The 23736-nt window shown below is 66.6% G+C and carries 21 protein-coding genes; 9 read left to right on the top strand and 12 right to left on the bottom strand.

The features are described from left to right. Positions 1 to 52 precede the first annotated feature (52 nt). Positions 53 to 1240 (top strand): glycosyltransferase, encoded by a 1188-nt coding sequence (locus tag NDN16_RS03180; protein WP_251112181.1) that lies wholly within the window; start codon positions 53 to 55, stop codon positions 1238 to 1240. Here the strand turns inward: NDN16_RS03180 and NDN16_RS03175 are convergent. From NDN16_RS03175 to NDN16_RS03155, 5 genes are read right to left on the bottom strand one after another with little or no spacing between them, the layout of a single operon-like run. Beyond that, entirely contained in the window at positions 1152 to 2465 is a 1314-nt protein-coding gene (locus NDN16_RS03175) for a PIG-L family deacetylase (RefSeq protein ID WP_251112180.1), read from the bottom strand. The genes NDN16_RS03180 and NDN16_RS03175 overlap by 89 nt on opposite strands. Further along, positions 2462 to 3577 carry an acyl-CoA dehydrogenase family protein gene (locus NDN16_RS03170; RefSeq protein ID WP_251112179.1) on the bottom strand — a complete coding sequence of 372 codons (1116 nt, stop codon included), beginning with the start codon at positions 3575 to 3577 and terminating at the stop codon, positions 2462 to 2464. Before NDN16_RS03170 ends, NDN16_RS03175 begins: the two co-directional genes overlap by 4 nt. Next, a complete protein-coding gene (locus NDN16_RS03165) occupies positions 3574 to 4725 on the bottom strand; it encodes a glycosyltransferase (protein WP_251112178.1) in 1152 nt (383 codons plus the stop codon). The genes NDN16_RS03170 and NDN16_RS03165 overlap by 4 nt, the downstream gene beginning before the upstream one ends. A gap of 17 nt (positions 4726 to 4742) precedes the next feature. After that, entirely contained in the window at positions 4743 to 5609 is an 867-nt protein-coding gene (locus tag NDN16_RS03160) for a glycosyltransferase family 2 protein (protein WP_251112177.1), read from the bottom strand. Next, entirely contained in the window at positions 5591 to 7657 is a 2067-nt protein-coding gene (locus NDN16_RS03155) for an HAD-IIB family hydrolase (RefSeq protein ID WP_251112176.1), read from the bottom strand. Before NDN16_RS03155 ends, NDN16_RS03160 begins: the two co-directional genes overlap by 19 nt. On the opposite strand from NDN16_RS03155, the gene NDN16_RS03150 reads away from it, so the two are divergent. Both NDN16_RS03150 and NDN16_RS03145 read left to right on the top strand, forming a co-directional pair. After that, complete coding sequence (locus tag NDN16_RS03150; protein WP_353050188.1) at positions 7650 to 8765, top strand: glycosyltransferase family 4 protein; 1116 nt, start codon at positions 7650 to 7652, stop codon at positions 8763 to 8765. The genes NDN16_RS03155 and NDN16_RS03150 overlap by 8 nt on opposite strands. Continuing rightward, positions 8765 to 9940 carry a glycosyltransferase family 4 protein gene (locus NDN16_RS03145; RefSeq protein WP_251112175.1) on the top strand — a complete coding sequence of 392 codons (1176 nt, stop codon included), beginning with the start codon at positions 8765 to 8767 and terminating at the stop codon, positions 9938 to 9940. Before NDN16_RS03150 ends, NDN16_RS03145 begins: the two co-directional genes overlap by 1 nt. Here the strand turns inward: NDN16_RS03145 and NDN16_RS03140 are convergent. Both NDN16_RS03140 and NDN16_RS03135 read right to left on the bottom strand, forming a co-directional pair. Further along, positions 9928 to 10875, bottom strand: a complete 948-nt coding sequence (locus NDN16_RS03140) for a hypothetical protein (protein ID WP_251112174.1) — start codon at positions 10873 to 10875, stop codon at positions 9928 to 9930. The genes NDN16_RS03145 and NDN16_RS03140 overlap by 13 nt on opposite strands. Next, the gene (locus NDN16_RS03135; protein ID WP_251112173.1) at positions 10872 to 11555 is read right to left on the bottom strand and encodes a FadR/GntR family transcriptional regulator; all 684 of its coding nucleotides are present in this window, start codon (positions 11553 to 11555) and stop codon (positions 10872 to 10874) included. The genes NDN16_RS03140 and NDN16_RS03135 overlap by 4 nt, the downstream gene beginning before the upstream one ends. 158 nt (positions 11556 to 11713) lie before the next feature. Between NDN16_RS03135 and NDN16_RS03130 the strand changes: the two genes are divergently transcribed. The 6 genes from NDN16_RS03130 to NDN16_RS03105 all read left to right on the top strand — a co-directional run bounded on the left by NDN16_RS03130 (position 11714) and on the right by NDN16_RS03105 (position 16710). Further along, positions 11714 to 12712 (top strand): ABC transporter substrate-binding protein, encoded by a 999-nt coding sequence (locus tag NDN16_RS03130; protein WP_251112172.1) that lies wholly within the window; start codon positions 11714 to 11716, stop codon positions 12710 to 12712. Between the two features lie 67 nt (positions 12713 to 12779). Continuing rightward, entirely contained in the window at positions 12780 to 13556 is a 777-nt protein-coding gene (locus NDN16_RS03125; RefSeq protein ID WP_251112543.1) for an ABC transporter permease, read from the top strand. A 1-nt stretch (position 13557) separates the two neighbouring features. Beyond that, positions 13558 to 14364: an ABC transporter ATP-binding protein gene (locus NDN16_RS03120; RefSeq protein ID WP_251112171.1), complete on the top strand. Its 807-nt coding sequence runs from the start codon at positions 13558 to 13560 to the stop codon at positions 14362 to 14364. Between the two features lie 5 nt (positions 14365 to 14369). Beyond that, a complete protein-coding gene (locus NDN16_RS03115) occupies positions 14370 to 15125 on the top strand; it encodes an ABC transporter permease (RefSeq protein ID WP_251112170.1) in 756 nt (251 codons plus the stop codon). Then, positions 15122 to 15829 carry a fumarylacetoacetate hydrolase family protein gene (locus tag NDN16_RS03110; RefSeq protein WP_251112169.1) on the top strand — a complete coding sequence of 236 codons (708 nt, stop codon included), beginning with the start codon at positions 15122 to 15124 and terminating at the stop codon, positions 15827 to 15829. Before NDN16_RS03115 ends, NDN16_RS03110 begins: the two co-directional genes overlap by 4 nt. 71 nt (positions 15830 to 15900) lie before the next feature. Then, positions 15901 to 16710: an LssY C-terminal domain-containing protein gene (locus tag NDN16_RS03105; RefSeq protein ID WP_251112168.1), complete on the top strand. Its 810-nt coding sequence runs from the start codon at positions 15901 to 15903 to the stop codon at positions 16708 to 16710. Positions 16711 to 16716: 6 nt separating this feature from the next. On the opposite strand, the gene NDN16_RS03100 is transcribed toward NDN16_RS03105, so the two are convergent. The 5 genes from NDN16_RS03100 to NDN16_RS03080 all read right to left on the bottom strand — a co-directional run bounded on the left by NDN16_RS03100 (position 16717) and on the right by NDN16_RS03080 (position 23721). Further along, entirely contained in the window at positions 16717 to 18528 is a 1812-nt protein-coding gene (locus tag NDN16_RS03100) for an ABC transporter ATP-binding protein (RefSeq protein WP_251112167.1), read from the bottom strand. A 14-nt stretch (positions 18529 to 18542) separates the two neighbouring features. Then, entirely contained in the window at positions 18543 to 20348 is a 1806-nt protein-coding gene (locus NDN16_RS03095) for a gamma-glutamyltransferase family protein (protein WP_251112166.1), read from the bottom strand. 18 nt (positions 20349 to 20366) lie between these two features. Continuing rightward, a complete protein-coding gene (locus tag NDN16_RS03090; protein WP_251112165.1) occupies positions 20367 to 21239 on the bottom strand; it encodes an ABC transporter permease in 873 nt (290 codons plus the stop codon). Continuing rightward, a complete protein-coding gene (locus NDN16_RS03085; RefSeq protein WP_251112164.1) occupies positions 21236 to 22183 on the bottom strand; it encodes an ABC transporter permease in 948 nt (315 codons plus the stop codon). Before NDN16_RS03085 ends, NDN16_RS03090 begins: the two co-directional genes overlap by 4 nt. A 71-nt stretch (positions 22184 to 22254) precedes the next feature. Beyond that, positions 22255 to 23721, bottom strand: a complete 1467-nt coding sequence (locus NDN16_RS03080) for an ABC transporter substrate-binding protein (protein WP_251112542.1) — start codon at positions 23719 to 23721, stop codon at positions 22255 to 22257. Between the last annotated feature and the right edge of the window lie 15 nt (positions 23722 to 23736).

Below are 23736 nucleotides of genomic sequence, written 5' to 3'. Positions count from 1 at the left end.
GTTCCGTCAGTGTCCAGCGGAACGCGGCGGCGTCCGGTGAATTGAAGGGATTATGGACAAGGAAGCGCATCGGACCGTCGAAACCGTTGCGGGCGCGTTCCCGATAGAGGGTCCGCCGGCCATCGACGGCGCATGGCCAAAGCAGCCCGGCCTGTGCGCCTGCATACCGGCCTGCGATGAAGAACGCCTGATCCGTCGCTGCCTCGTGGCCCTGAATGAGGCGCTGGACGATGACGACGGGGTGGTCCTGGTGGCCAACGGCTGCCGCGATGCGACGGCGCCGGCGGCACTGGATGTCATGCAGGGTTGGACGCGCCCGTGGCTGCTGCTTCGATGCGATTGGCGCTCGGGGCAGGGCAGCGCGCCGCGTGCCCGCCGCCTGGCGATGGACATCGCCCATGCCCTGAACCCCGAGGCCCTGCTTCTGTCGACGGATGGCGATACGATCGCGGGCAAAGGCCTGGCCGGTGCGTACAGGGCAGCCTTTGCGCGGGGTGGCGACCTCGTCTGCGGCGCCATCGACTTCCTGGCCGAGGAAGCCGCGCTTCTGCCGCAGGCCGACCCTGCCGGCGAATATCTGTTGCGGGAGTACAGGGCAGTCTCGCGGGAGGTCGCGGAGATGCTGTTTCCCGACCGTGACAATTCCTGGCCGCATCATGGCAATATCGGCGGGGCCAATTTTGCCATCACCGGCAGGGCCTATGGTGCGGTCGGCGGATTGCCGACACCACCGTCCGGGGAAGATCGCGCCCTGCGGCGCAGCGTCCTGGGCCTGGGGCTCCGCGTCCTTTATGTGGATACCGCGCGCGTGGCGACATCGCCCCGGCTAGACGGCCGGGCGCGTGGCGGCCTTGCCGACGAATTGCAGCGCAGCCGGACCGAGGCGGACCCGATCGTCGACGAGTTGCTGGAAGTGCCGGAAACGCTGGTGCGACGGAACTGCGCGCTCCGCGACTTCCTGGCAGCCGACGATATCGAGACGCGCCGGTCCGTTCTTGCCGATGTCGGCGTCGAAGGCGACAGGCTGGACGAACTGGCCGAGCAGGGCGGCCGCTGTGCGTTTCACACGGCCGAAGACATGAGCCCTGTCCTGGCGCGTTGGCCCCTGCGCCTATCCGACCTTGCCCGCCATCTGCCCGGTCTGCTGGCGATCAGGGACGCCATCGCAACAGATCGATCCGGAACCGTTCCGCGCTCCGGCGCGAGACGGGCTGGAGCTCCGGCCCGAACAGCGCGATGAAGAAATCCGCACCGGCCCTGGCGTCGAGCGGGGTTTCGGTATCGCCCAGATAGGACACGATCAGCATTGCGGCCCCCGGCACCATCTGCATCCGTGTCAGGGCGGCCAGACGCTCAAGATCCCTTTCCGGAAGGTAGTAGAGCAACTCCGAAAAGATCACGAGATCGTAGGGGCCCTCCGGAAGATCGTCGGGCAGCCGCCCGCGAACGAGGCGAAGCCCCTCCGGGGCGGACTTGCGGGCCCGCTCGACGATCTCCTCCGCCTGGTCGATACCCGTCGCGCGCCGGGCCTGCCCGTGCAGCAGCAGGTCGCCGGCAAGGCAACCCTCTCCGCAGCCGGCCTCGAGCGCATGATCGAAACGCGCATCGCCTAGGAGCGCGCGGGCGGCATCCCGCTTTCCGAGTTCGTAGGGGGACGTGCGTACGTCCCATGGATCCGGACTTCTTTTGTAGATGACATCGAAATGCGAAGCGGCGGGCGCCTCGCCGGGCATGTGCAGCCATGACAGGCGCTCGAATTCGCTATCGTGAAGCGCCAGGAACCATTCCGGCAGGGTAAAGCCCCTGGCGGCATCCGGAACGACATGCCCGAGCTGGCTGGCGTGGCAGGCGATGGCGCGCCGCTTCGCTTCCCTGTCCGTGGCGACGCGGAAGGGCGTCAGGTCGTCCTGGCGGAACGGAGCATCGCGCGCCAGACGGCACGTCCAGACTTCGTAAAAGAGGATACGAAGCTGCGGCAGCTCCGCCCGCAGATCCAGGGCAAGTTCCGCCGCCGCGTGGTGGTCCGGGTGCGGGTCGTCCGGATGCGGCGCCACGACGGCGGTGACGCCGAGCTGGCGGCATTTTTCCGCAAGGGCGTCGACGGCGGCGAGGCGCCCCGGATGCCAGCGGCTGGCCCCATCGGGAAGGCCGAGGCGCAGCCATTGGGCGTGGGAACAGCCTAAAGCTTCCACGGCGGCCATCTGCTCGTGTGTGCGGATCCGTGCCAACTGCGGGGGAGGCACCGCCACCGACCCCGGATGCGAGGCATCGCCATCCGTCAGCGCCACGATGACGAGCGCCCGATTCTGCCGGGCGGCATCCAGCAGAAGGGCCGAGCAGGCGATGGACTCGTCATCCGGGTGGGGGGCGATCACCATCAGGCTGCCGTCGCCCACCAAAAGGCCGACATCCGCCACCGGCGCAGTTTCGGCCCGGTCCGTCCATGTGCCGAACGGCCCGTTCATGCGTCGAGGCTTTCGCTGACGGCGGCCGCATGTTCCAGCAGGACGGCGTCGGGGTTGGCTTGCCGCAGATAGACCGCCAGGTCTGCCGCGCGGATGGACAGCGGATGCGCGCGGTGAAAGCCGGACAGGCCGATCGCCTTTTGCGCCGTCTCGATGACGGCCAGCCCCGCCTCTTCGGTGACGAGGCGCGCGTAGGCGGCAAGGGCGGTCGCCTCCCTGATCGCTTCGGCATCTTTGGACGAGGCGGCAGCCTCCACCCGCCCGGCCGCGTCGTGCACCCACAGTCGCGCGGTGCGGGCCTGAATGGCGGCGCGGCCGAGCCGCTGCTTCTGGAGCGGGTGGGCATCGTGCCCCCGTTCCGCCAGCGTATCGCGCATGATGGTGACGATGGCCTTGATGGCCCCCACCTGGGCCGCTGCGCATCGCCATATGCCGCCGACGAAATGGGGCTCGCGCCGGTAATCGCCCGGATTGCCGACAAGATCGTCACCCGTAAGGCTTGTTCCGTCGAAGGAGTAGCGCCCGGACAGCGACCGCGCCATGCCCCCATGGTCCCAGCCGGACAGATCCATGCGCTCGGGCTGGCGGACCTCGACCAGGGGCAGGAGGGGCGCCGGGCCGGTAAACACCGGAACCAGCGCGGTATGGACGACCCCGACGCCCGACGCGTAGCGTTTGGCGCCGCTCATCCGCCAGATCGCGCCTTCACAGACGAGCGTTACCGGCGGAGCGTCGTCGGCGCCCCAGATGCCCAGCAACTCGCCGGACAGCGCAAGATCGGCCACATGCTCCTGCTGGGTGGGGGAACCGTAGAGGTGCACGAGCTGGAGGACGTTGACATGGCCTTCCAGCAGCCGCGCGAGGCTGAGATCCACGGCGCCGATGCCCTCCAATATGTCCGCAAGCGCCTGCCAGGGCATATGGAAGGCGAAGCCGCCTTTTCCCGAGCCGGTCGGCACGATCCCGGCCGCCAGAAGCCCTTGCTTCGCCAATATGCCGACAAGGCTTTCGGCCGTGGCGTCCGGATCGGCCGATAGCCGCGCGGACAGGGCGCGTGCGGTGTCGGCGAGCGTGGTGGAAGCCGCTCTCTTCTGCGCGGTCCCCGGCTTCATGCCGCGCGGACCGGCAAGGGCGTCGGCGCGGCAGCAGGGACGGGCTGCGGCGCGGCCTCCCAGAGCGCATCCGTCAGCGCTTCGAGCCACCGTGCGCCGCGCCCTGCGGCGTCGGGATCGTGCAGCGAGGCGAGCACGGAGCCGTCCAGGCGGCGTGCCGCGTCCAGCAGCGCCAGCCATGCCGGAAAATCTCCCGGCCACTGTGGTGCGGTGACGGCCGCCCCGATGGCGACCAGCGCGTCGGCCTTGCGATGCTGCTCCGAGAAGTAGCGCCATTCCGGCATGACGATCAGCTTTCCCGATGCGCGGGCAACCTCGTGGATCGTATTGTCTCCGGCCGATGCGATGACGATGTCGGCGGCCGCAAGGTAATCCGGCACGTTGTCCACCCAGCCGAGCTTTACCAGATTGGCGAAGTCCGTTTCGTGGCCTTCCTCCAGCGTCGGTCCGATGGCGATCCAGAGCGCGTCGGGCGCGGCGCGCGCGCCGACCGTCAGCGCGGCATAGGGCGTTCCGGCGCCACCCCCGCCCGTGAGCGCCAGGATGATCTCCCGGTCGGGATCCAACCCCAGGCGCCGTCGGGCATCCTCGCGCTGGGGCTTGTCTGCCCGGGTCGTGCACAGGCCGCCCGTGTAGCAGGTGCGCGCACGAAGGGCGGCGGGATAGTCCGCCTGCTCCAGACGTTCGTCGAAGGGCGCAAGCATGCCGACCGAGGCTTCGTAGGAGCCCATATGCGCGATGTCCGAGCGGTTGCCATGCATGCGGATCTGCACGCAGGGGACGCTTGCGATGCGGGACAGAAGGGCGATCTCGGCCGAAACGTCCACGACGAAAAGCCCGACCTCGCGGGCGTCGAGATGATCGAGGATGATGCGCATTGTCCGCCGCATTTCCGCCAGCCCGAGGGGCACGCAGTGCATGACGCTGGGCGTCTGCTCGGCGAAGAGGCGCGGCGTCGGCACGGTTGCGCCGATCATGTCGGGCAGGGGTACGATTTCGATATCGCGGGAGAATCCGTCGAACAGATGCGGCCCCGCAGTCAGCACGGAAACGGGACGGTCCGCCGCCATCCTGTCCACCAAGGCCATCGTGCGGCTGGCGTGTCCGCGCCCCTGGTGGTGCACGAAGAATGATATGGGCCGCTTCATGACGGTCTCCGATGTGATCAAGAGTACAGGACGCTGCCGGGCTGGCGCGCGGCTTCGATTTCCGAAGGGGTAGGACGGCGCCGGATGCCGATGACGCCGTCTTCCGGTCGCCAGTCGATATAGCCGGCGTCCCGGAACTGGCCGAGCCAGTAATCCATGCACCAGCGCCCGTGCCGGGCGTGGAACAATCGGGCATTGCGCAGGATATGGTCGAACTGCTGGAGCGGCGGGACATGGACCGCGTGATGCTGGTGGTAGGCCCGCGCATGGGCCGTCCAGAACAGCGGTATGCCCGCCGCCCCGAGTCTCAGCGCGAAGTCCGTTTCCTCTCCGCCATAGCCGACGAAGCTCTCGTCCATGCCGCCGAGCCGGTCCCAGCATGTGCGCCGCATGGCGAAGGAAAGACCCCACAGCTCGCCATGATCCGGCTCGTGCCGAACCCCGTCATCCGGCATGCGGGGCTTTGCGGGGTGGCGATGGCCGAGGCGGTCGAGCTTTCCGTAATCGAGGGCGCCATCCACGGCGCCCTCCGGAAGATACAGGACTTCGCCCAGGAAGACGCCGTCGGCGCTCCGTTCCGCGGCTGCAAGATAAGAGGCGACGAGACCAGGAGAGGCTATGCAATCCACATCCAGGAAGATCAGCAACTCGCTGCGCGCGGCGCGGGCCGCAGCGTTCCGTGCCATTGCCAGCGGCATCGGGTCGCCCGATATGAAAAGGTTTCGCACCGGACAGCCGGGAGAGGGCAGGTCGGCAAAGGGCTCCGGCTGCATGTAGGCGATGACGAGCTCCTTCGCAGGCGCGGTCTGCGCGGCCAGGCCGGCCATGAGGTTGCCCAGGCTGGCCTCTCGGCCGCGAACGAGTGTCAGGACGCTGGCTTCCACCCGACCCTCCCAGTGGACCGGAAATGCGCGACGCCCTCGATGATGCCGCGTGCATGCGTGCCCCGCGCCACATAGGCATGGGCCAATGCCGGCAGGCCGGCAAGGTCGTCGGAATAATTGGCGACGATGATCGACTGGGGCATGATGCCCAGCATGTCGATGTCGTTTCCGCTGTCGCCGGCGACATAGACCGAATTGACGGGAAGCCTGTATCCGGTGCGGACGAACTCCACGGCCGAGCCCTTCGAGACGCCATGGGGCAGCACGTCGAGATAGCGTCCGTGGCTGTGGACGACGGAGGCTGAAATGCCGGCCGCCTCCAGCCGGCGCCGCACGGCAGCCACCGTATCGGGCCGCCCGTCCGAGAAATAGGACAGCTTGAACGGGCGTTGCTCCAGCGGCGCCTGCGCAGTCAGCCCTGCGATCCCTTCGAGCGCGCGGATGGTCGCGTCGCGCCGCCACCCGCGACGCACCTTACGCCTCCATACGGTGTCCGCCCTGTAGCTGACACCGTCGGATGCCAGATGGTAGATCTCGGAGCCCACCGAGGTGATCATCACCTGCGGGCGGGGTGCATCCTCCTGCTCGATGATCGCCATCGCGCTGTGGAAGGAGCGCCCTGTCGCCACGCCGAAGGCAAGGCCCGGCTGGCGACATTGCCAGTCCCGGAAGGCCAGCAGGCCATCGCCGCAGCCGACCAGCGTGTTGTCTATGTCGGATACGAGCAGGCTCGTGGGGCGTGGATGCGGCCCGGCCGGGCGGATGATGGATCGGATAAGGCCATCATATCGCGTGACATGCCTGTTCCAGTCATAGGCGTCGGCGGCCGACGAACCGGCCCGGGCGTAGCGGCGCCAGCACGCCTCGTCCGACAGGATCGCCAGCGCGGCGCGGGCGATGCCGTCCGCATCGCGCGGGTCGACCAGCATGCCGTTGCCGCAGGTTTCCACGATGTCGTTCGGGCCACCGCTGTCCGTGGCGATGATGGGCAGGCCGGCGGTCGAGGCTTCCAGAAGGGTCAGGCCGAACGGCTCGTTCAGCGCCGGGTTCACGAAGATGCCGCGCCGGCTTGCGGCATAGGCGTAATAGGACGGTATGTCCTGCGGCGCATGATGCTTGGGATAGGCCACCTGCCCGTAGAGATCGTAAGTGTCGATCAGGTGCAGGATCTCGGACAACACGCCCGAGGTCTCCGCATCGCAATGAGCAAGGTCGGTACGGGTGCCCGCCACGATGATGAGGTTGGCCCGCCTGCGCAATTCCGCGCAGCGCCCGAAGGCCTCGACAAGCGTCGACAGGTTCTTGCGCCGCACCGGACGGGCGATGGCGAGCAGGCAGGGCTTCGACGGATCGGACAGGAAGCGCGCCATCTCCGCTTCGACGCAGGGTGTCGGGACGGCATCCCGGAAGGCCGCAAGGTTGCTGCCCGGCGGCAGGATGCGAATCCGTCCGGGTTCGTACCCCCGGTACATGGCGTATTGCACCTCGGCCTCATCGCGCGAGGAGGCGATCAGCAGGGAGGCATCGCGCAGGGCGGTTTCCTCCGCCTCGATCCGCTCGGCCATGCCGGGCAGCGGCGCATCGAGCGCCTCGAAGGCAGCCTGCTTCACCCGTCCCAGGGAGTGCGCGGTGAACAAAAAGGGGATGCCCAGCCGTTTCCGGACGATGGAAGCCGCCCGCCCGGCATCGGCGTAGTGCGCATGGATGATGTCGGGCCGTCGGTTTGCCTCGATCCATGCCACCAGGCCCTCGGCGAAGCTTTCGACCTCTTCGTGCATCTCTTCCTTGGAGACATAGAAGGGGTTGCGCGTCGGCAGACGCAGGATGCGGACGCCCGGCCGGCATACCTCGTCGGCGATCTCGTATTCCGGCCCGACACCGGCAAACCGACGCGTGGCGATGACGTGCCGGTGGCCCCGATGGCGCTCTGCGGACGCTTCGACCAGTTCGAGAAGGTAGCGGATATGGCCACCCGTATCCGCCGTCAGCCCGTATTCCACTCCATGCCCCTTGAGACACCCTTGAAGTGCGACGTGCAAGATGAACATACCCGCTCCCTCGGGCAAACAAGGAGTGCGCATGACGAGCACGCACAAGACCCTATCGCCACTCCGTGTTGCCCAGGTCGCCCCCGGAATATTTCCGGTACCGCCCCGCGATCATGGCGGCACGGAACGCATGATCGGTGACCTTTGCGTTTCTCTCAAACAAGCTGGAGTTGAAGTAACGCTGTTTGCGCCTTCGGATAGTGCGGCGCCGGTGTCGCAGGTCGGCAAACTACCGAGTTTGCTTAGCCTGGAAAAGAAATATGGCTCCGTGCCGCCATCGATTCCGGCTGTTCTGGAAGCAGTTCGAATGGAAGAACTGAGGGCCGCGCTGAATGATTTCGACATCATCCACTGCCACGGCGAATTTTTTCATGCTGCTCTGTTGGGCGATAGGCGTCGGCATTCCGTGACCACGATCCACTGGCGCGTCGACGAACTCGACCGGGAATTGTTCTTCGCATCCTTCCCGGATCTTCCGGTCGCCGCCATCTCCGCGGCGCAGAATGCCATGCTGCCGCCGGCCAACCGGACCCGCGTCGTCCACCACGGGCTCGACCGGGACCGCTATGCGGCCGGGCGTGGGGAGGGCGGCTATCTTGCCTTCATCGGACGGATGACGGACCAGAAGCGCCCCGACAGGGCCATCAGGGCGGCACGCGCCGCCGGCTGGAAGATCAGGCTGGCGGGCACGGTGGATGTCGGCAATCCGCTGTATTTCGAGCGGGAGGTTGCGCCATTGCTGGGGCCCGACGCGATCTATGAAGGCCCGCTCGACGATGCCGGCAAGCAGCGGCTCCTGCAGGATGCCGGCGCGCTGTTGTTTCCGATCGACTGGCCGGAGCCGTTCGGCCTGGTGATGATCGAAAGCATGGCCTGCGGAACGCCGGTCATCGCATGGGACAAGGGCTCCGTACCCGAGATCGTGGAGCCGGGGGTTTCGGGCTTCATCGTCAAGGACGAGGCCGGTGCGGTCTCCGCAATAGGGCGTCTTCGCGAACTGGACCGAAACACCGTGCGACGGTGCTTCGAGGCGCGTTTCACGTCAGAGCGCATGGCCGCCGACTATATAGCGCTCTACCGCTCGCTTCTGGCCGGAGGGGCAAACTGATGCGTTGCTGCCTTCTGGCGTGGGATTATCCGCCATCGCCGAGCGGATTGTCCACTGCCGCGCGCGAGATCGCGGAAAGCCTTGCCGAGTTCGGCTGCGACGTGACCGTCGTGACGTTGGACCGGCGGGGCACCCGGCATGAGGGCGGGGTGCGGCTGGTCGGAGCCGCCATGGACGACGGGTCGTCGCTGGCACGGCTGCGACAGTGGGGCGGCGTCGGCCACCTGGCGGCGCCCATCGCCTTCCGCCGCAAGGTTGCGGCGCTGCACGGCGAACGGCCCTTCGATATCGTGGAGGCGACGAACTGGTACGCGCCGGCTGCCCTCTTGGGACGCCGCGGAGACGCGCCGCTTGTTTCGCGGATATCGACGCCCGCCGCCTTTTCCCGGGCCACGGCGCATGGCGCGCGCGACACGCTCGACGCTGCGGCGGCCGACCGGCTGGAGCGTCGGCAGATCAACCGTTCGAGCGGTCTTGTCTCCAACTCGGCCGAACATGCTCGCGGTATGGAAAGCCATTACGCTGTCGGCGCAGGTGTCCCGCATGCGGTGATCGGCCTTTCCCTTCCGCCGGAGTTTCTAGCCATGGCAGCCGATGCGCCGTTTCACGAGGGCGGGCCTGCGCGCATCCTGTTCGTCGGACGCGCGGAAGAACGGAAGGGCTTTGCAGAACTGATGGAGGCGGTGGAGAGGCTGGCCGGAGAGGCCGAAGACGCATCCGGCCCGGAATTTTCCGTGCGTCTTCTCGGCGTTTCCGGAGCCGATCTCCCGGATGCGCTGTCACCGGCCGCCCGCGCCCGGATCACCGCACTCGGACGGCAGCCGCAGGCGCGCCTGATGGAAGAATATGCGCATGCGCATATCGTCGCCGCGCCATCGCGCTATGAAAGTTTCGGCCTGGTCTATCAGGAGGCGCTTGCCTTCGGGCGGGTCATTTTGGCCAGCGCGACGGATTCCAGCGCACGCGATTTCGTAGCCGATGGCGGAGTGCTTGCTGAAGAGACGTCGGCCGACGCCATTGCCGCTGCCCTGCGCCCCCTGATCGCCTCGGCGCAATTGCGTCTCCGCCACCGGGAACGGGCCCTGAAGGCGGCAGGGCGTTTTACGAGGGCGTCCCTGGCGCGGCAGACGCTGGCTCTTTACGACGCGGCCATCAGGCGGCATCAGGGGCGGTAAGGCGTCAGAAGCTCGGTCGCTTCGGCCAGGCGGCCCATGCCGGGAGAAAGCCTCTCGTAATGCTGGGAGCGGCGCGAGACGCGCTCACCATCAAGGATATGCTCGATGGCGCCATGAAGGGCGATCGTGCTGAGTTGCCAGGGGCGGTCGGGGCGCTCGTGGACCGTTCCTCGATAGCGAACCTCCCTCCGGTTCAGGCGGTATTGCGTATCGGGGAACAGGTCGGACAGGACGCCGTCTACCAGATTGCGGCGCGCGAGCCCGATGGATACGGCACCCGCCGCCTCGGCCGCGCGGGCTAGGGCCGGGAGCGCCGATGCCGTCTCCCGCGACAGGCTCTCGTCGTCGTCCAGTTGCAGCACCCATGCCCTTGTGGAGAGGTCCTGAAGGGCATTGCGCTGGCCTGCGAAATCTCCGTTCATCGGCCGGAAGGCGATCCGCAGACGACCGTCTCCCGTTTCACCGCGCTCGGCCCCGTCGCACAGGATGATGGCCTCCGATGCCCATTCGAGATGCTGTCGCGCCCGGTCCACGCAGGCATCCAGCCTGTCGGCCCGGCACATGATGCCAAGGGAAAGAGGCAGGCGCGGGGCAGTATCCAGGGGGACGAGGCGCGCCTGGGCTCCGAGCGGCGAATGCGGCGCAGACAGCGCGTCATGCTGGCGGTGTCCGCAAGGCAGCGCAAGCAGCCGGAGCCGCGATGCCGCGATGCGCAGCGTGAAGATATCGAGCCCCAGATCTGCCTGCGGCGTGAAGAACCGGCCACCAAGGGCTGCCGAAAGGGCAGCGTGAAGCCGGCGCGCCTCGCGCCGGTGCATCATGAGGCCGCACGACCCGCATACCAGCGGAAATCGCCGCAGACCGCCGGATGCCTCGAGCAGATGGCGCCGCGTCGGCGCAATGGCGCGGGCGCGGCAGACGGGGCAACGCGTCACGCGTTTCTCAGATTGCGTTCGACACTTTGCAGATGCACACGCATGGCGTTGGATGCGCCCTGCGTATCCCGGTCGTGGATGGCTGCCATGATGGCCTCGTGCTCGGCAAAGCTGTGGTGGTCGCTCGGAGGCTTTTTGGGATTGGCGCGCAGCCGGCCCCAATTCACCTGACGGCGCACGGCGTTGAGCGTATCCAAAAGCCCGACCAGAAGCGTATTCTGGGTCGCCTCGGCGACGGTCCGATGGAACTGGTTGTCCCAGCTTTCATATTGCCGCCAGTCCGCCGCGGTGAGCATGCGTTCGGTGCACTGGCGCATGCGTGCCAGAGAGGCGGGCGTGGCGTTCAGCGCGGCCACCCGCGCGATCTCCGGCTCGATGGACAGGCGCGCGCCCATGATCTCGATGGGGTTGGTGCGGCTTGCCATGGCGGCTACATCCGCAGCGCCGTCAATGGGCCGCGCGCCGGTAAACGTACCCTTGCCCACATGCCGCCATAACACGCCTTCTGCCTCCAGGTCGGCCAGCGCCTTGCGCAGGGCGCCACGGGAGAGGCCGAGCGACAGGGCGAGATCCCGCTCGGGGGGCAGGCGACCTCCATCCTCAAGCTCGGCATGCAGCAGGTATTCGCGCATGCGGGCAAGGGCGGCGTGATCTGCGGATGGATCGAGCGAAGCGTACATTTTGAAAACCAATTTGATATTGGTTCAATCTCTACGTTACCAATCCACAGTCGTCAACGCATTCTCGGTTGACATCGACTTAACCAAAGCCGTAACAATAGCATCATTGGTTCATTAATGCGCCGACAAGAGCGCGTCGAATGTCCAGGGAGGAAATCATGTCCGGAATCAATCTGCGGGCGCTCAGGCGTCTCGCTCTGGCCGCAACCGTTCTCGTATCCGCAAGCGCCCTTTCGGGGCCGGCCATGGCCGACCCGATGCGTATCGCGTTCGGCGATATCGCGACGGTCGAAACCTTGCACCTGATGGCCGCCATCGAGCGGGCCCGCGAGGCCGGGGTGGAGATCGACGTCACCTACCTGAAATCCGAGGACATCGCCGCGCAGGCGGTGGTGAGCGGGCAGGCCGACATCGGCGTCGGCGGGCCCTACGCGCTGATCCAGAAGGTGCGCGCACCGATCCGCATCTTCATGCAGTTGTCGACCCTGCAGATGTATCCCGTGGTGGACGGCAACACCTACAAGGAATGGAAAGACCTCGACGGGCAGGAGGTGGCCGTCCATTCGCGCGGGTCGGGAACGGAAGCCCTGATGCAACTGGCGGCCCAGCAGAACGACATCAGCTACTCCCGCGTCTCCTACATACCGGGCGCGGAAGTACGGACCGGTGCGCTGCTGCAAGGCAATGTGAAGGCGACCATCGTCGATGCATCCGGCCGCCGGATCCTCGAGCGCGAGGCGCCGGACCGCTTCATCTTCCTGCCGCTCGACACGGCCCCGGCCACGGACGAGGCGCTGTTCGCCAATACCGATTATCTGCGCGAGAACGAGGAAGACGTCGCCAAGCTGGTGGAGGCGATCCTGACCACCTGGCGCGAAGTGGCCGAGAATCCGGCCGTCATGGTGGACCTGCGCCAGAAGTACAACCTGCTCCCGGATGCGAGCGCCGAGACCGTCGCCGAGATCGAGCCCTATTTCACCGGTGCGGCGGAAGCCGGCTTGCCGGTCAACGGCGGTGGCGAAGAGGCGGCGCGCGGCGACTTCGAGTTCTATACCGTATCGGGCGCGCTGACGGGCGAGCCGTCCGAGCTGAAGGTCGAGGACTTCTGGGATCTCGACCCGCTCAACGCCGCACTCGCCAAGCTCGGTTCCTCGTGAGGGCGATGCCATGACCTCCTTCACCAAGACAGGAGAAGCCGGGGGCGTGCACCGGACCGTCGACGACATGATGCGCGGCGTGGCCCGGTTGTTCGATCGGGTTCCGACGCTCTGGGCGGTCGCCTCGCTGGCCATCCTGTGCACCGCGTGGCAGATCGCCGGTCTCGTCCCGATCAGCTTCGCGTTTCCGACCTTCACCGACACGGTCGCCGCGTTCCTGCAGATGCTGTTCGACGGCAGCCTCGGCTACGCCTTCTTCGTCACGCTGCAGCCTCTGGTGCTCGGCGTTGCCATTTCGGCCGCGCTGGGGGTCGGGCTGGGCGTATTCATGGGCCTGTCATCCAAGGCGGAATGGTTCTTCGCGCCGGTCTTCATCGTGTTGCAGGCGGCGCCCATGGCGGCGCTGGTGCCACTCGTCACCTTCGTCTACGGCATCGGCCTGACGGCAAAGACGCTGGCGGTCATCATGCTGGCGCTGCCGGTCATCGCGCTCAACTCCTACAAGGCGGTGCGCCACGTCAATCCGTCGCTGGTGGCCATGTGCCGCTCCTTCCAGGGCACGCGCATGCAGCGCGTGTTCAAGATCATCATCCCGGACGCTTCGCCCGTCATCTTCGCCGGGCTTCGTCTGGGCGTGGCCGCCGGCTATATCGGCGTCATGCTTGCAGAGCTTCTGATCACCCCCACGGGGATCGGCGATCTCATCACCTATCACCGCTCGGTGGCGGATTACGCGCATATGTATGCCGCCGTCGCCTCCATCATCGTCCTGTCGATGCTCACCCTCGTCGCCCTGCAGCGCATCGAGACGCGCTATCTGCGGCCCGAAAGACGGAGTGCCTGATATGTCGAACCCAGTGCGGGCGCAAAGCGCCCATGAGCCGGATCAGGCCGGCGCCGACACCGTCGTCGAGGTTGCCGGCATCTGCAAGACCTATGGCGACGTCGAGGCGCTACGCAACATCGACCTCGGTTTCGAACGAGGCAAGCTGACGACGCTTCTCGGCCCGTCCGGTTGCGGCAAGACGACCCTTCTGAAGATCATCGCCGGGCTGGTGCCGGCGACGGCGGGCCAGGTGCGCGTCAACGGGCGCGTCGTGACCGGGCCCGGTCCGGAGCGCGCCTTCGTATTCCAGGATTTCGCGCTGATGCCCTGGGCCACGGTCATGCGCAATGTCGCCTTCGGGCTGGAACTGCGCGGGGTCGGCCATGCCGAGCGATGCAGCGTGGCGCAACGCTATATCGACGAGGTGGGGCTGAGCGGCTTCGAGCAGAAATATCCGCACGAGCTGTCGGGCGGCATGAAGCAGCGCGTCGGCATCGCCCGCGCCTTCGCCGTCAACGCCGACGTGCTGCTTCTGGACGAGCCCTTCTCGGCGGTGGACGAACAGAACCGGCGCAAGTTCCAGGAAGATCTGTTGCGCCTCGTGGCGCTCGAGAACAAGACCTTCCTGTTCGTCACGCACTCCATCGAGGAAGCCGTCTACGTCTCGGACAGGATCGTGCTCCTGTCGCCGCGCCCCGGCCGCGTGTCGCGTATCATCGACCCGAAGATCGACAGGTCCGCCAACCCCGACGAGATCCGCCGCGACCCCGGTTATCTCGATACGGTGGAAGAAATCTGGCACGGCCTTCGGCATTACGCGGAGTAGGAGCCATGACGCTTTTCGGTATCCGCATTCCGATGATGGCATCCCTGATCGTCTGGGCTCTCCTGTGGGAGATCGTCGGCCGCCTCGACCTCATCTTTCTCATCCCGCCAATGAGCGACATCGTGGAGGCCGGCATACGGCTGGTTCAAAGCCAGTCCTGGCAGAACGCCTCCATCATCACCGTGCGCAGCTTCCTTGTCGGCATGGCTTTCGCCATCGGGGTCGGCGTGCCGCTCGGGATCCTGATGGGCCTTTTCAAGTCGGTCGACAGGCTGATGGCGCTGTGGGTCAACATGTTCGTCTCGGCCCCGCTGTCGGCGCTGGTGCCGGTGCTGATGATCCTGTTCGGCCTCGGGGAAACCACGGTGGTCGTCACCGTCTTCCTGTTCGCGGTCTGGATCATCGTGCTGGATGCCCGCGCCGGGGTGATGCAGGTTCCCCGCTCGCTGTTCGAGATGGGGCGCAGCTACGGGGCCGGTCCGTGGACACTGTTCCGGAAGATCGTGCTTCTGTCGGCGCTGCCGGAAATCCTGGCCGGCATCAGGATCGGCCTTATCCGTGGGGTCAAAGGGGTGGTCATCGGACAGATTCTCGTTTCCATTATCGGATACGGCGAATTGTTCGAGAGCTTCTCCCGCAATTTCGAGATGGCCAGTTTCTGGGCGCTGACCATCATACTGTTTGTCGCGGCAATGCTGTTGTCGACAATCGTCGAACATTTCGAGTCCAGGATCGAGTACTACGCTGGAGCAAGATCATGAACGTGCATACCGCTTCCGACGCCTACGTCTTCACGCCGCTTCCCATACCGACGCTTCCCGTGGCGGGCACGGACAAGCTGTTCCCGGTACATCGCATCTACTGCGTGGGCCGCAACTTCGCCGATCATGCGATCGAGATGGGGCATGACCCGAACCGCGAGCCGCCCTTCTTCTTCCAGAAGAACCCGGACACGCTGGTTCTTTCGGGCAGGGATTTCCCGTACCCATCTGCCACGAGCGACGTGCACCACGAGATCGAGCTGGTCGTGGCGCTGCACAAGGGCGGCAAGGATATCCCCCTCGAATCCGCCATGTCGCATGTCTTCGGCTATGCGGTCGGCCTCGACATGACCCGCCGCGACCTGCAGGGCGAGGCCAAGAAGATGGGCCGCCCGTGGGAGACCGGCAAGGCCTTCGAGGCGTCGGCGCCATGCACCCCGCTGGTGCCTGCCGCCGAGGCCGGCGATATCACCGCCGGCGCGATCTGGCTGAAGGTCAACGGCGAGACGCGCCAGAGCGGAGACCTGAACCAGATGATCTGGAAGGTGCCGGAGATGATCTCCTATCTTTCCGGGCTGTTCGAGCTGCAGCCCGGCGACCTGATCTTCGCCGGAACTCCTGCCGGGGTCGGCGCCGTCGAGCGCGGCGACGAAATGCTGGGCCACGTCGACGGGGTCGGAGAGTTGCGCACCCGCGTCGCCTGACGCATCGTCGGCCATGGGCCCCGTCCGCCGCGCGGTGGACGGGGCCGCCCACCGCCGGATGCCGTCACGCCATGAGCCTTATTGTCCGCTGGTTTCAGCGTCTTGTCCTGGCCGTCATCGCGGCGCTCACCATCTGGCTCGTCGTGGCAGAGGTATTCGACCGGGTGGACAGGCGTCTTCCCTGGTTCATCGCTCTCCTGTGCACCTATTTCGTCGCCGCCTACGTGATCCTGCCGCCGGTGCTGCGGATCACCGTCACGTTGACGCGCGGCAACCGGATACCACGGGTGACGCGGGCAGGGGACGGCATTCCCGCGGACCCGGTCAATATCGTGCTCGCCGGCTCCCTCGCGCAGTTGAAGTCGGGCTTCGCCGGGGCCGGCTGGGTCGAGGCCGATCCGCTCACCCTGCGCACGAGCTGGCGTATGATCGTCAGCTTCGTCGCCGACAGGCCCTATCCGAGCGCGCCCTTCAGCCCCCTGTTCCTGTTCGGACGCAGGCAGGACATCGGCTTCCAGGAAGATGTCGGCGGCAGCCCGCGCAAGCGCCATCATGTGCGCTTCTGGGCGGCGGAGGCGGAACCGCAGTTCGATGCCGTGGCGGCCGCCTTCTGGAGCCGCCGGAACGCGGTATCGGCGGACCGGGCACAGGTCTGGGTGGGCGCCGGCACGCAGGACCTCGGCTTCGGCCTGCAATCCATGACCTTCCAGATATCGCACAGGGTCGATCGCCACTCGGACCCGGAGCGGGACCATATCGTCGCCACCCTGCAGGCGGCGGGCGCCATCCGGGACGTTCGCTTCATCGAAGCGGGGCATCCCGTCGGCTCGCGGTTCAAGTCCGATGGCGGTATCGTGCAGGCCAGCCTTGCGGAAGGCTGAGCGGGCTTACGCCACCTGCACGAAATGCCCGGCCGAGGCTTCCCGGTACGTCCTGGCGGGCGGGCGATAGTCCAGCGGGCGCACGGGGCTCTTCAATTCGTCGGCCACCATGGCGCGCTTCAGGTGGCGGCGCGCCGGATCGGGGATCGGGACCGCCGAGATCAACTTCTTCGTATAAGGGTGCTGCGGGTTTCCGAAGACGGCCTGCCTTGGTCCGATCTCGACGATCTCGCCGAGATACATGACGGCGACACGGTGGCTCATCCGCTCCACCACGGCCATGTCGTGGCTGATGAACAGGTAGGCGAGCCCGAACTCCTTCTGCAGGTCCAGAAGCAGGTTGCACACCTGGACCTTGATGGAGACGTCAAGGGCCGATACGGCCTCGTCGGCGACGATCAGCTTCGGCTTCAACGACAGCGCCCTTGCGATGGCGACCCGCTGCCGCTGCCCGCCTGAAAACTCGTGCGGGTATCGGTCTGCCGCCTCCGGTTGCAGTCCGACGCGGGCCAGGAGGTCCGCCGTCATGGCGCGGGCCTCGGCGCGGCTGCCCAGGCGATGCGCGATGAACGGCTCGGCGATCGCCTCGCCGACGCTCATGCGCGGATTTAGCGATGCGAACGGATCCTGGAAGATCATCTGGGCGCTCTGGCGCATGCGGCGCAACTCCGGCTCCGGCAGCGCGCGGACATCGTAGCCGTCCAGCTCCACATTGCCGGAAAGGGGCTCGACGAGCCGGGTGATGGACCGGCCGGTCGTCGACTTTCCGCATCCCGATTCCCCCACCAGCGCCAGCGTTTCGCCGGGCAGGAGATCGAAGCTGACATCCTCGACCGCATGGACCGCGCCCACCGGGCGGCCGAAGATGCCCTTGCGGACGGGAAAGCGCGTGACGAGGTTCTTGACGCTCAGCACGGGCGCGCCGTGCGGAGCTGCGCCGCTTGCGGCCGGATCCGCATCGCGCATCCGGCCGGTTTCCATGTCGGCGACCGGAAACGGCAGGGGCAAGGGGCGGCCCTCCATGGAGCCGAGGCGCGGCACGCTGGCCAGCAACGCCCGCGTATAAGGCTGGCGGCCGTCTTGGAAGATCCGTTCGGTCGACCCTTCCTCCACCATGGAGCCGCGATACATCACCAACGTACGGTCTGCGATCTCAGCCACCACGCCCATGTCGTGCGTGATGAACATCACCGCCATGCCCTCTTCGTCCTGGAGAGTCTTTATGAGGTCGAGTATCTGTCCCTGGATGGTGACGTCGAGCGCCGTGGTCGGCTCGTCGGCAATCAGGAGTTTCGGACGCGACGCCAGAGCCATCGCGATCATGACCCGCTGGCGCATGCCGCCGGAGAATTCGTGCGGATAGGCGGAAAGCCGGGCGGCCGCATTGGGAATGCGGACCTTTTCCATGGCCGCGATCGCCTCTGCACGCGCCTGCGCGCGGCTCAGGCCGCGATGGCGGACGAGAACCTCGCCGATCTGCCGACCGATGGTGAAGACCGGGTTGAGGCTGGTCATCGGCTCCTGGAAGATCATGGCGATCTCGTTGCCGCGCACGTCGCGCATGGCCCGTTCCGGAATCGTCAGAAGATCGCGCCCGCCCATCGTGACCGAGCCGCCGATCCGGCTGGCGCCCGACTGCAGCAGCCGCATGACCGCAAGCGAGGTGACGCTCTTGCCCGAGCCGGATTCACCGACGATCGCCACCGTTTCGCGCGGGCCGATCTCGAATGATACGTCCTTGACCACGGTCTTCCAGCCGCCGGCGGCTGGAAAGGCGACATCGAGGTTGCGTACGGAAAGGACCGGAGTGTCGGCCATGGCGGAAGCCTCCTTCATCGGGCGAGCGCATAGGCCTGCATCAGCCGCGGCGTCGCCGCTGCGCGCAGAAGGCCATCGGGATCGCGCTGGGCCGCCGTCAGGCGGCCGATGCTCCACGGGTCGGAAACGGTCATGCGATGGCCGCGCCGTTCCAGATCGCGCAGCGTGTCTTCGCCGAAACTGCGCTCGATGGTCAGGTTGCCCGGCGAGCGGGTCCGCGGGAAGAACGAACCCGGAAAGTGCGTCGTATGGAAGAGCGGCGTATCGATCGTCGCCTGCAGGTCCATGCCATGATGGACGGCGCGCAGGAAGAAGGAGAGCTGCCACTGGTCCTGCTGATCGCCGCCGGGCGTGCCGAAGGACATGCGGCGCCCGTCGCCATGGCTGGCCATGGAGGGGCTGAGCGTCGTGCGCGGGCGTCGGCCGGGCGCCAGCGAGGTGGGCAATCCGGGCCGCAGCCAGAACATCTGCGCGCGCGAATTCAGGCAGAAGCCGAGACCCGGAATGACGGGAGAGGATTGCAGCCAGCCGCCGGAGGGCGTTGCGGATACCATGTTTCCCCAGCGGTCGACGACGTCGATATGCACCGTATCGCCGCGCTTCTCCGAAAGATGGGCCATGGTCGGCTCATAGACGGCGCCCGCCGTCATGCCCTCTTCGTTGAGCATGCCGAGCGTGCGTTCCCGCAGGCTCTCGAAGCCGGGGACGCTGCCGGGGTTCAGCTCGTGCGAGGCGCGATCCATATCGATCAGGCCGCGGCGCGCCGCGTTGTAGTCCGCCGACAGCAACGTCTCCATCGGTATGGTGTCGAAGGCGGGGTCGCCGTAGTAGAGATCCCGGTCGGCATAGGCCAGCTTCATGGCTTCCGTGACGAGATGGACGAAATCCGCCCCCGTCGGGTCGAGGGCGGCGATGTCGAATCCCTTCAGAAGCGCAAGGGACTGCAGCAGCACGGGGCCTTGTCCCCATGGGCCGGTCTTGGCAATCGTCCATCCCTCGTAGTCGTAGAGCTGCGGCGTCTCCCAGCTCGCCTGCCAACCCGCAAGATCCTCAGCCGTCAGGACCGCGCGATTGCGATGGCCGCTGCCGTCCATGACCTCGGCCGTGCGGAGATACCGCTCGATCGCTTCCGCCACGAAGCCCCGGTAGAAGGCATCGCGCGCAGCCTCGATCCCGCCTTCGCGGCCCGACGCGGCCTCCGCTTCGTCGACAATGCGTTGCCAAGTTTGCGCCAGGGCGGGATTGCGGAACAGGGATTGCGGGCCGGGCGCCCGCCCCCCGGGAAGCCATGTCTCGAAGGAGGACGGCCATTCCTGCTCGAAGAAATCGGCCAGCCCGGCGATGGTGGCCGACACGCGCGCCAGGGTCGGGTGCCCTTCCGCCGCATAATGAATGGCCGGCTCCAGTACCTGCCGGACCGTCATGGTGCCGTGGTCGCGCAGCATTAGCATCCAGGCGTCGAACGAGCCGGGAATGACCGTGGCAAGCAGGCCGTTGCCGGGGATCATCTCCAGCCCTGCGGCGCGATAGGCCTCGATCGTCGCGTTCGCGGGCGCCGGGCCCTGGCCGCACAGCACCTCGGTGCGGCCGGAGGCGGCGGAGTATGTGATGGCCGGCAGGTCGCCGCCCGGACCGTTCAGATGCGGCTCCACCACCTGCAGCACGAAACCGGTGGCGACGGCGGCGTCGAAGGCGTTGCCGCCTTTTTCCAGGATGCTCATGCCCACGGCGGAGGCGATCCAGTGTGTCGTTGCGACGGCGCCGAACGTGCCGAGAAGTTCCGGGCGTGTCGTGAAGGGAGCGGCTACTTGTGGCAGCATGGACTTGAACTTTCTGCGTCAGGATTCACGCGGGTCGAGTGCGTCGGCAAGGCCGTCGCCGAGAAGGTTGAAGGCGATGACGACGACGAAGATCGCCAGGCCCGGCCAGAGCGCCATCCACGGCGCCTGCGTCAGGAAATTCTTGGCCGTGTTCAGCATCGAGCCCCAGGATGCAGCCGGAGGCTGCTGGCCGAGCCCGAGGAACGAGAGGGATGCTTCGGCGATGATGGCCGCGGCGACGGTCAGCGTCGCCTGCACCACGATGGGCGGCAGCACATTGGGGAAGATGTAGCGCCGGATGATGCGCGGATGGGTCAGCCCGACCGAGCGGGCCGCCTCGACATAGTCTTCCGTCTTGACGGCCAGCACCTGTCCGCGTGTCAGCCGGACGAAGACGGGGGCGGCCGAAAGGCCGATGGCGATCATGGCGTTGGTGAGCGACGGCCCCAGAAAGGCCGCGAGCGCGATGGCCAGGATCAGGAAGGGCAGGGCCAGGAAGGCTTCCGTCAGGCGGGAGACGATGGTGTCGAACCAGCCGCCGAAATAGCCCGACAGGAGGCCGATCGGCACGCCGATGCCGACGGCTATCATCACCGACACGATGCCCGCGGACAGGGAGGCGCGCGCACCCCAGATCAATCGCGAGAAGGTGTCCCGGCCGATTTCGTCGGTGCCGAGCCAATGCGCGGCGGACGGCCCCTGCCGTATGGCGGTCCAGCTTGTGGCCGAAGGGTCGGCGATGGGCAATATGGGAGCCGCGAGGGCGGCGGCGGCGAAGATGGCCACGACGGCCAGCCCCACCAGTGCACCGCGGTTTGCGGCAAGCTTGCGCCACGAGCGGCGGAAGGGCGTATCGCGCCGCAAGGGCGCTGTCTGCAGGGCGGTCGTCATAGGGCGGCCCTCATGCGGGGGTTCAGGAGAACGTAGAGAATGTCCGCGACGAGGTTCATGAGGATGAAGCCCACGGCCGTGCACAGGACGACGCCCTGCACCACCGCATAGTCGCGGTTGAAGACGGAATCGACGATCAGCTTGCCGAAGCCGGGGATGGTGAAGATCTGTTCCGTCAGGACGGCGCCCGCCAGGAGATCGCCGAACAGCAGCGCCGACAGCGTGACGACCGGCAGCAGCGCATTGCGGAAGCCGTGCCCCAGGACCACTTCGCGCGGGGTGAGGCCCTTGGCCCGTGCCGTGCGTACGTAATCCGCCTTCAGCGCGCCCAGCATCGCCGACCGTGTATGACGCATCAACTGCGCGGCCAGCGGCGTCGACAGCACGAAGGCCGGCATGATCATCGTTTCGAGCGCTCGCACGGGGTCGGTGAACAGCGGCGCATAGCCCGAAGCGGGCAGCCAGCCGAGGTTTACCGATACCAGCAGGATCAGCATGATCCCCAGCCAGAAATTGGGGATCGACAGCCCGGACAGGGCCACCAGGTTGGCGGTTACGTCCAGCGCCGAATTCTTTCGGACGGCGGCGACGATGCCGGCCGGAATGCCGATCAGCATCGCGAGGATCATGGCGAATGTGGCCAACTGAATGGTGACCGGCAGCTTTTCCAGGATCAGCGCGGAGACCGGCTGGTTGGTGCGCAGCGACACTCCCATGTCGCCGCGCAGGAGATCACCCAGCCAATAGAGATATTGCCAGACGATGGGATCGTTCAGGCGATAGCGCTCGCGCAGGAACTCCAGCGTGGCCGGATCCCTGTCCTCGCCCGCCAGGGCCAGCACAGGATCGCCGGGCAGAAGCTTCTGCAGCAGGAAGACGAATACCGAGACGATCAGCAGCGTCGGTATCGCAAGGAGCAGGCGTTTGCCGATATAGGCCAGCATGCGCGACCCTCTTGTGCGGGATGGGCCGGCGACGGCGCGCAGACGCGCCGCGCCGGTTCGGTTGAGGAGCCTTAGTCTGCCTTGTCGACGCCGCGCAGGCGGATCAATCCGTCGGGATAGGGCGTAAAGCCGGTGACGTCCGTATCGAAGGCATAGATGTAGGACTGGTTGCCGAGGTAGATCAGCGGCACGTCGTCCTGCAGGATGGCGACGGCCGCGTCGTACAGTTCCTTGCGCGCGGCGGGATCGGGCAGGGTGCGCGCCTCGTTCAGGATGCGGTCCAACTCTTCGTTGCAGTACTTGACGTCGTTCTGGCCGCCCTGGCAGGTGACGAACTGGTGGATGTTTCCATCCGGATCGACACGGCCGGACCAGTCTGTCCGCGACATCTGGAAGTCGCCCGAGGTTTGCGCCGCCAGAAGGGTGGTGAACTCGGTCGCCTGCAGCGAGACGTTGAATCCTGCCTCGGCCACCATCGCCTGAACCACCTGCATCTGCTGCATGGTCACCGGCACGTTGGCCGCCTGCAACTGAACGTCGACAGAGCTGACGCCGGCTTCCTCCATCAGCGCCTTGGCGCGCTCGATGTCGCGCGGCTGTACCGGGAAGTCTTCGTTGTAGTAGCGCGACCCTGGGGGAAAGGGCTGGTTGCCGGCGATCTGCGTGCCCTCGTAGACGACCTGGTTCAACGCTTCGCGGTCGATCGCCAGCGAGAACGCCTGCCGCAGCCGCTTGTCGTCGCCGAGCGGATTGTCGGCACGCGGTCCGTTGCCGATGTTGACGTAGATGGACTGGTAGCCGAGGCCCACCACCGTCGCATTGCCGAGTTCGGGGTCGTCCCGCACGGCGGCCGCATCGCTGGCCGCCACGCGTTCCATCAAGTCGAGTTGGCCGGAGCGCAAATTGGCCAGGCGCACCGTGGTGTCCGGTATGGGCAAATAGGTGACCCCGTCGAGGGGGAAGGCGTCGGCATCCCAGTGCTCGGCGAATTTCTCGAGGACGATCCTGTCCTGCTGGACCCGCCGGACGAACTTGTAAGGGCCGGAGCACACCGGGTTGGCTCCGAAATCGGCGCCGGCGCTTTCGGCCGCCGCGGGCGAAACCATCATGCCCGCCCGGTCCGACAATTGCGCCAGAAGGGTAACGTCCGGTGCGGACAGGGAAAAGGTCACCTGGTAGGGGCCGGTCGCCTCGACCGAGGTGACGCTGGCCAACTCGCTCTTGCGACGCGATTCCGGAAGCGTCTTGGCGCGCTCGATGTTGTAGACGACAGCTTCCGCATCGAAAGCCTCGCCGTCATGGAAGGTAGCGCCCTGCCGAAGGTTCATGACGAGGCTCTTGCCATCGTCGGACCAGCTCCAGTCGGTTGCCAGCTGAGGCACGATGTTCAGGTCGGTGTCGATGTCCACGAGCTTGTCGCACAAGGCGGCATACACGATGCGCCCGGCGTAGGTGCGCGATTGCGCGGGGTCCAGCACGTCCGGATCGTCGCCCAGCCCGATGGTCAGGGTAGCGGCGGACGCAGTGCCGCACAGCATGGCCGACAGGAGCAG

It is taken from the genome of Aureimonas altamirensis, assembly GCF_023702225.1.
Lineage (GTDB): Bacteria > Pseudomonadota > Alphaproteobacteria > Rhizobiales > Rhizobiaceae > Aureimonas > Aureimonas altamirensis_B.
This window is presented reverse-complemented; position numbering and strand designations above follow the sequence as displayed.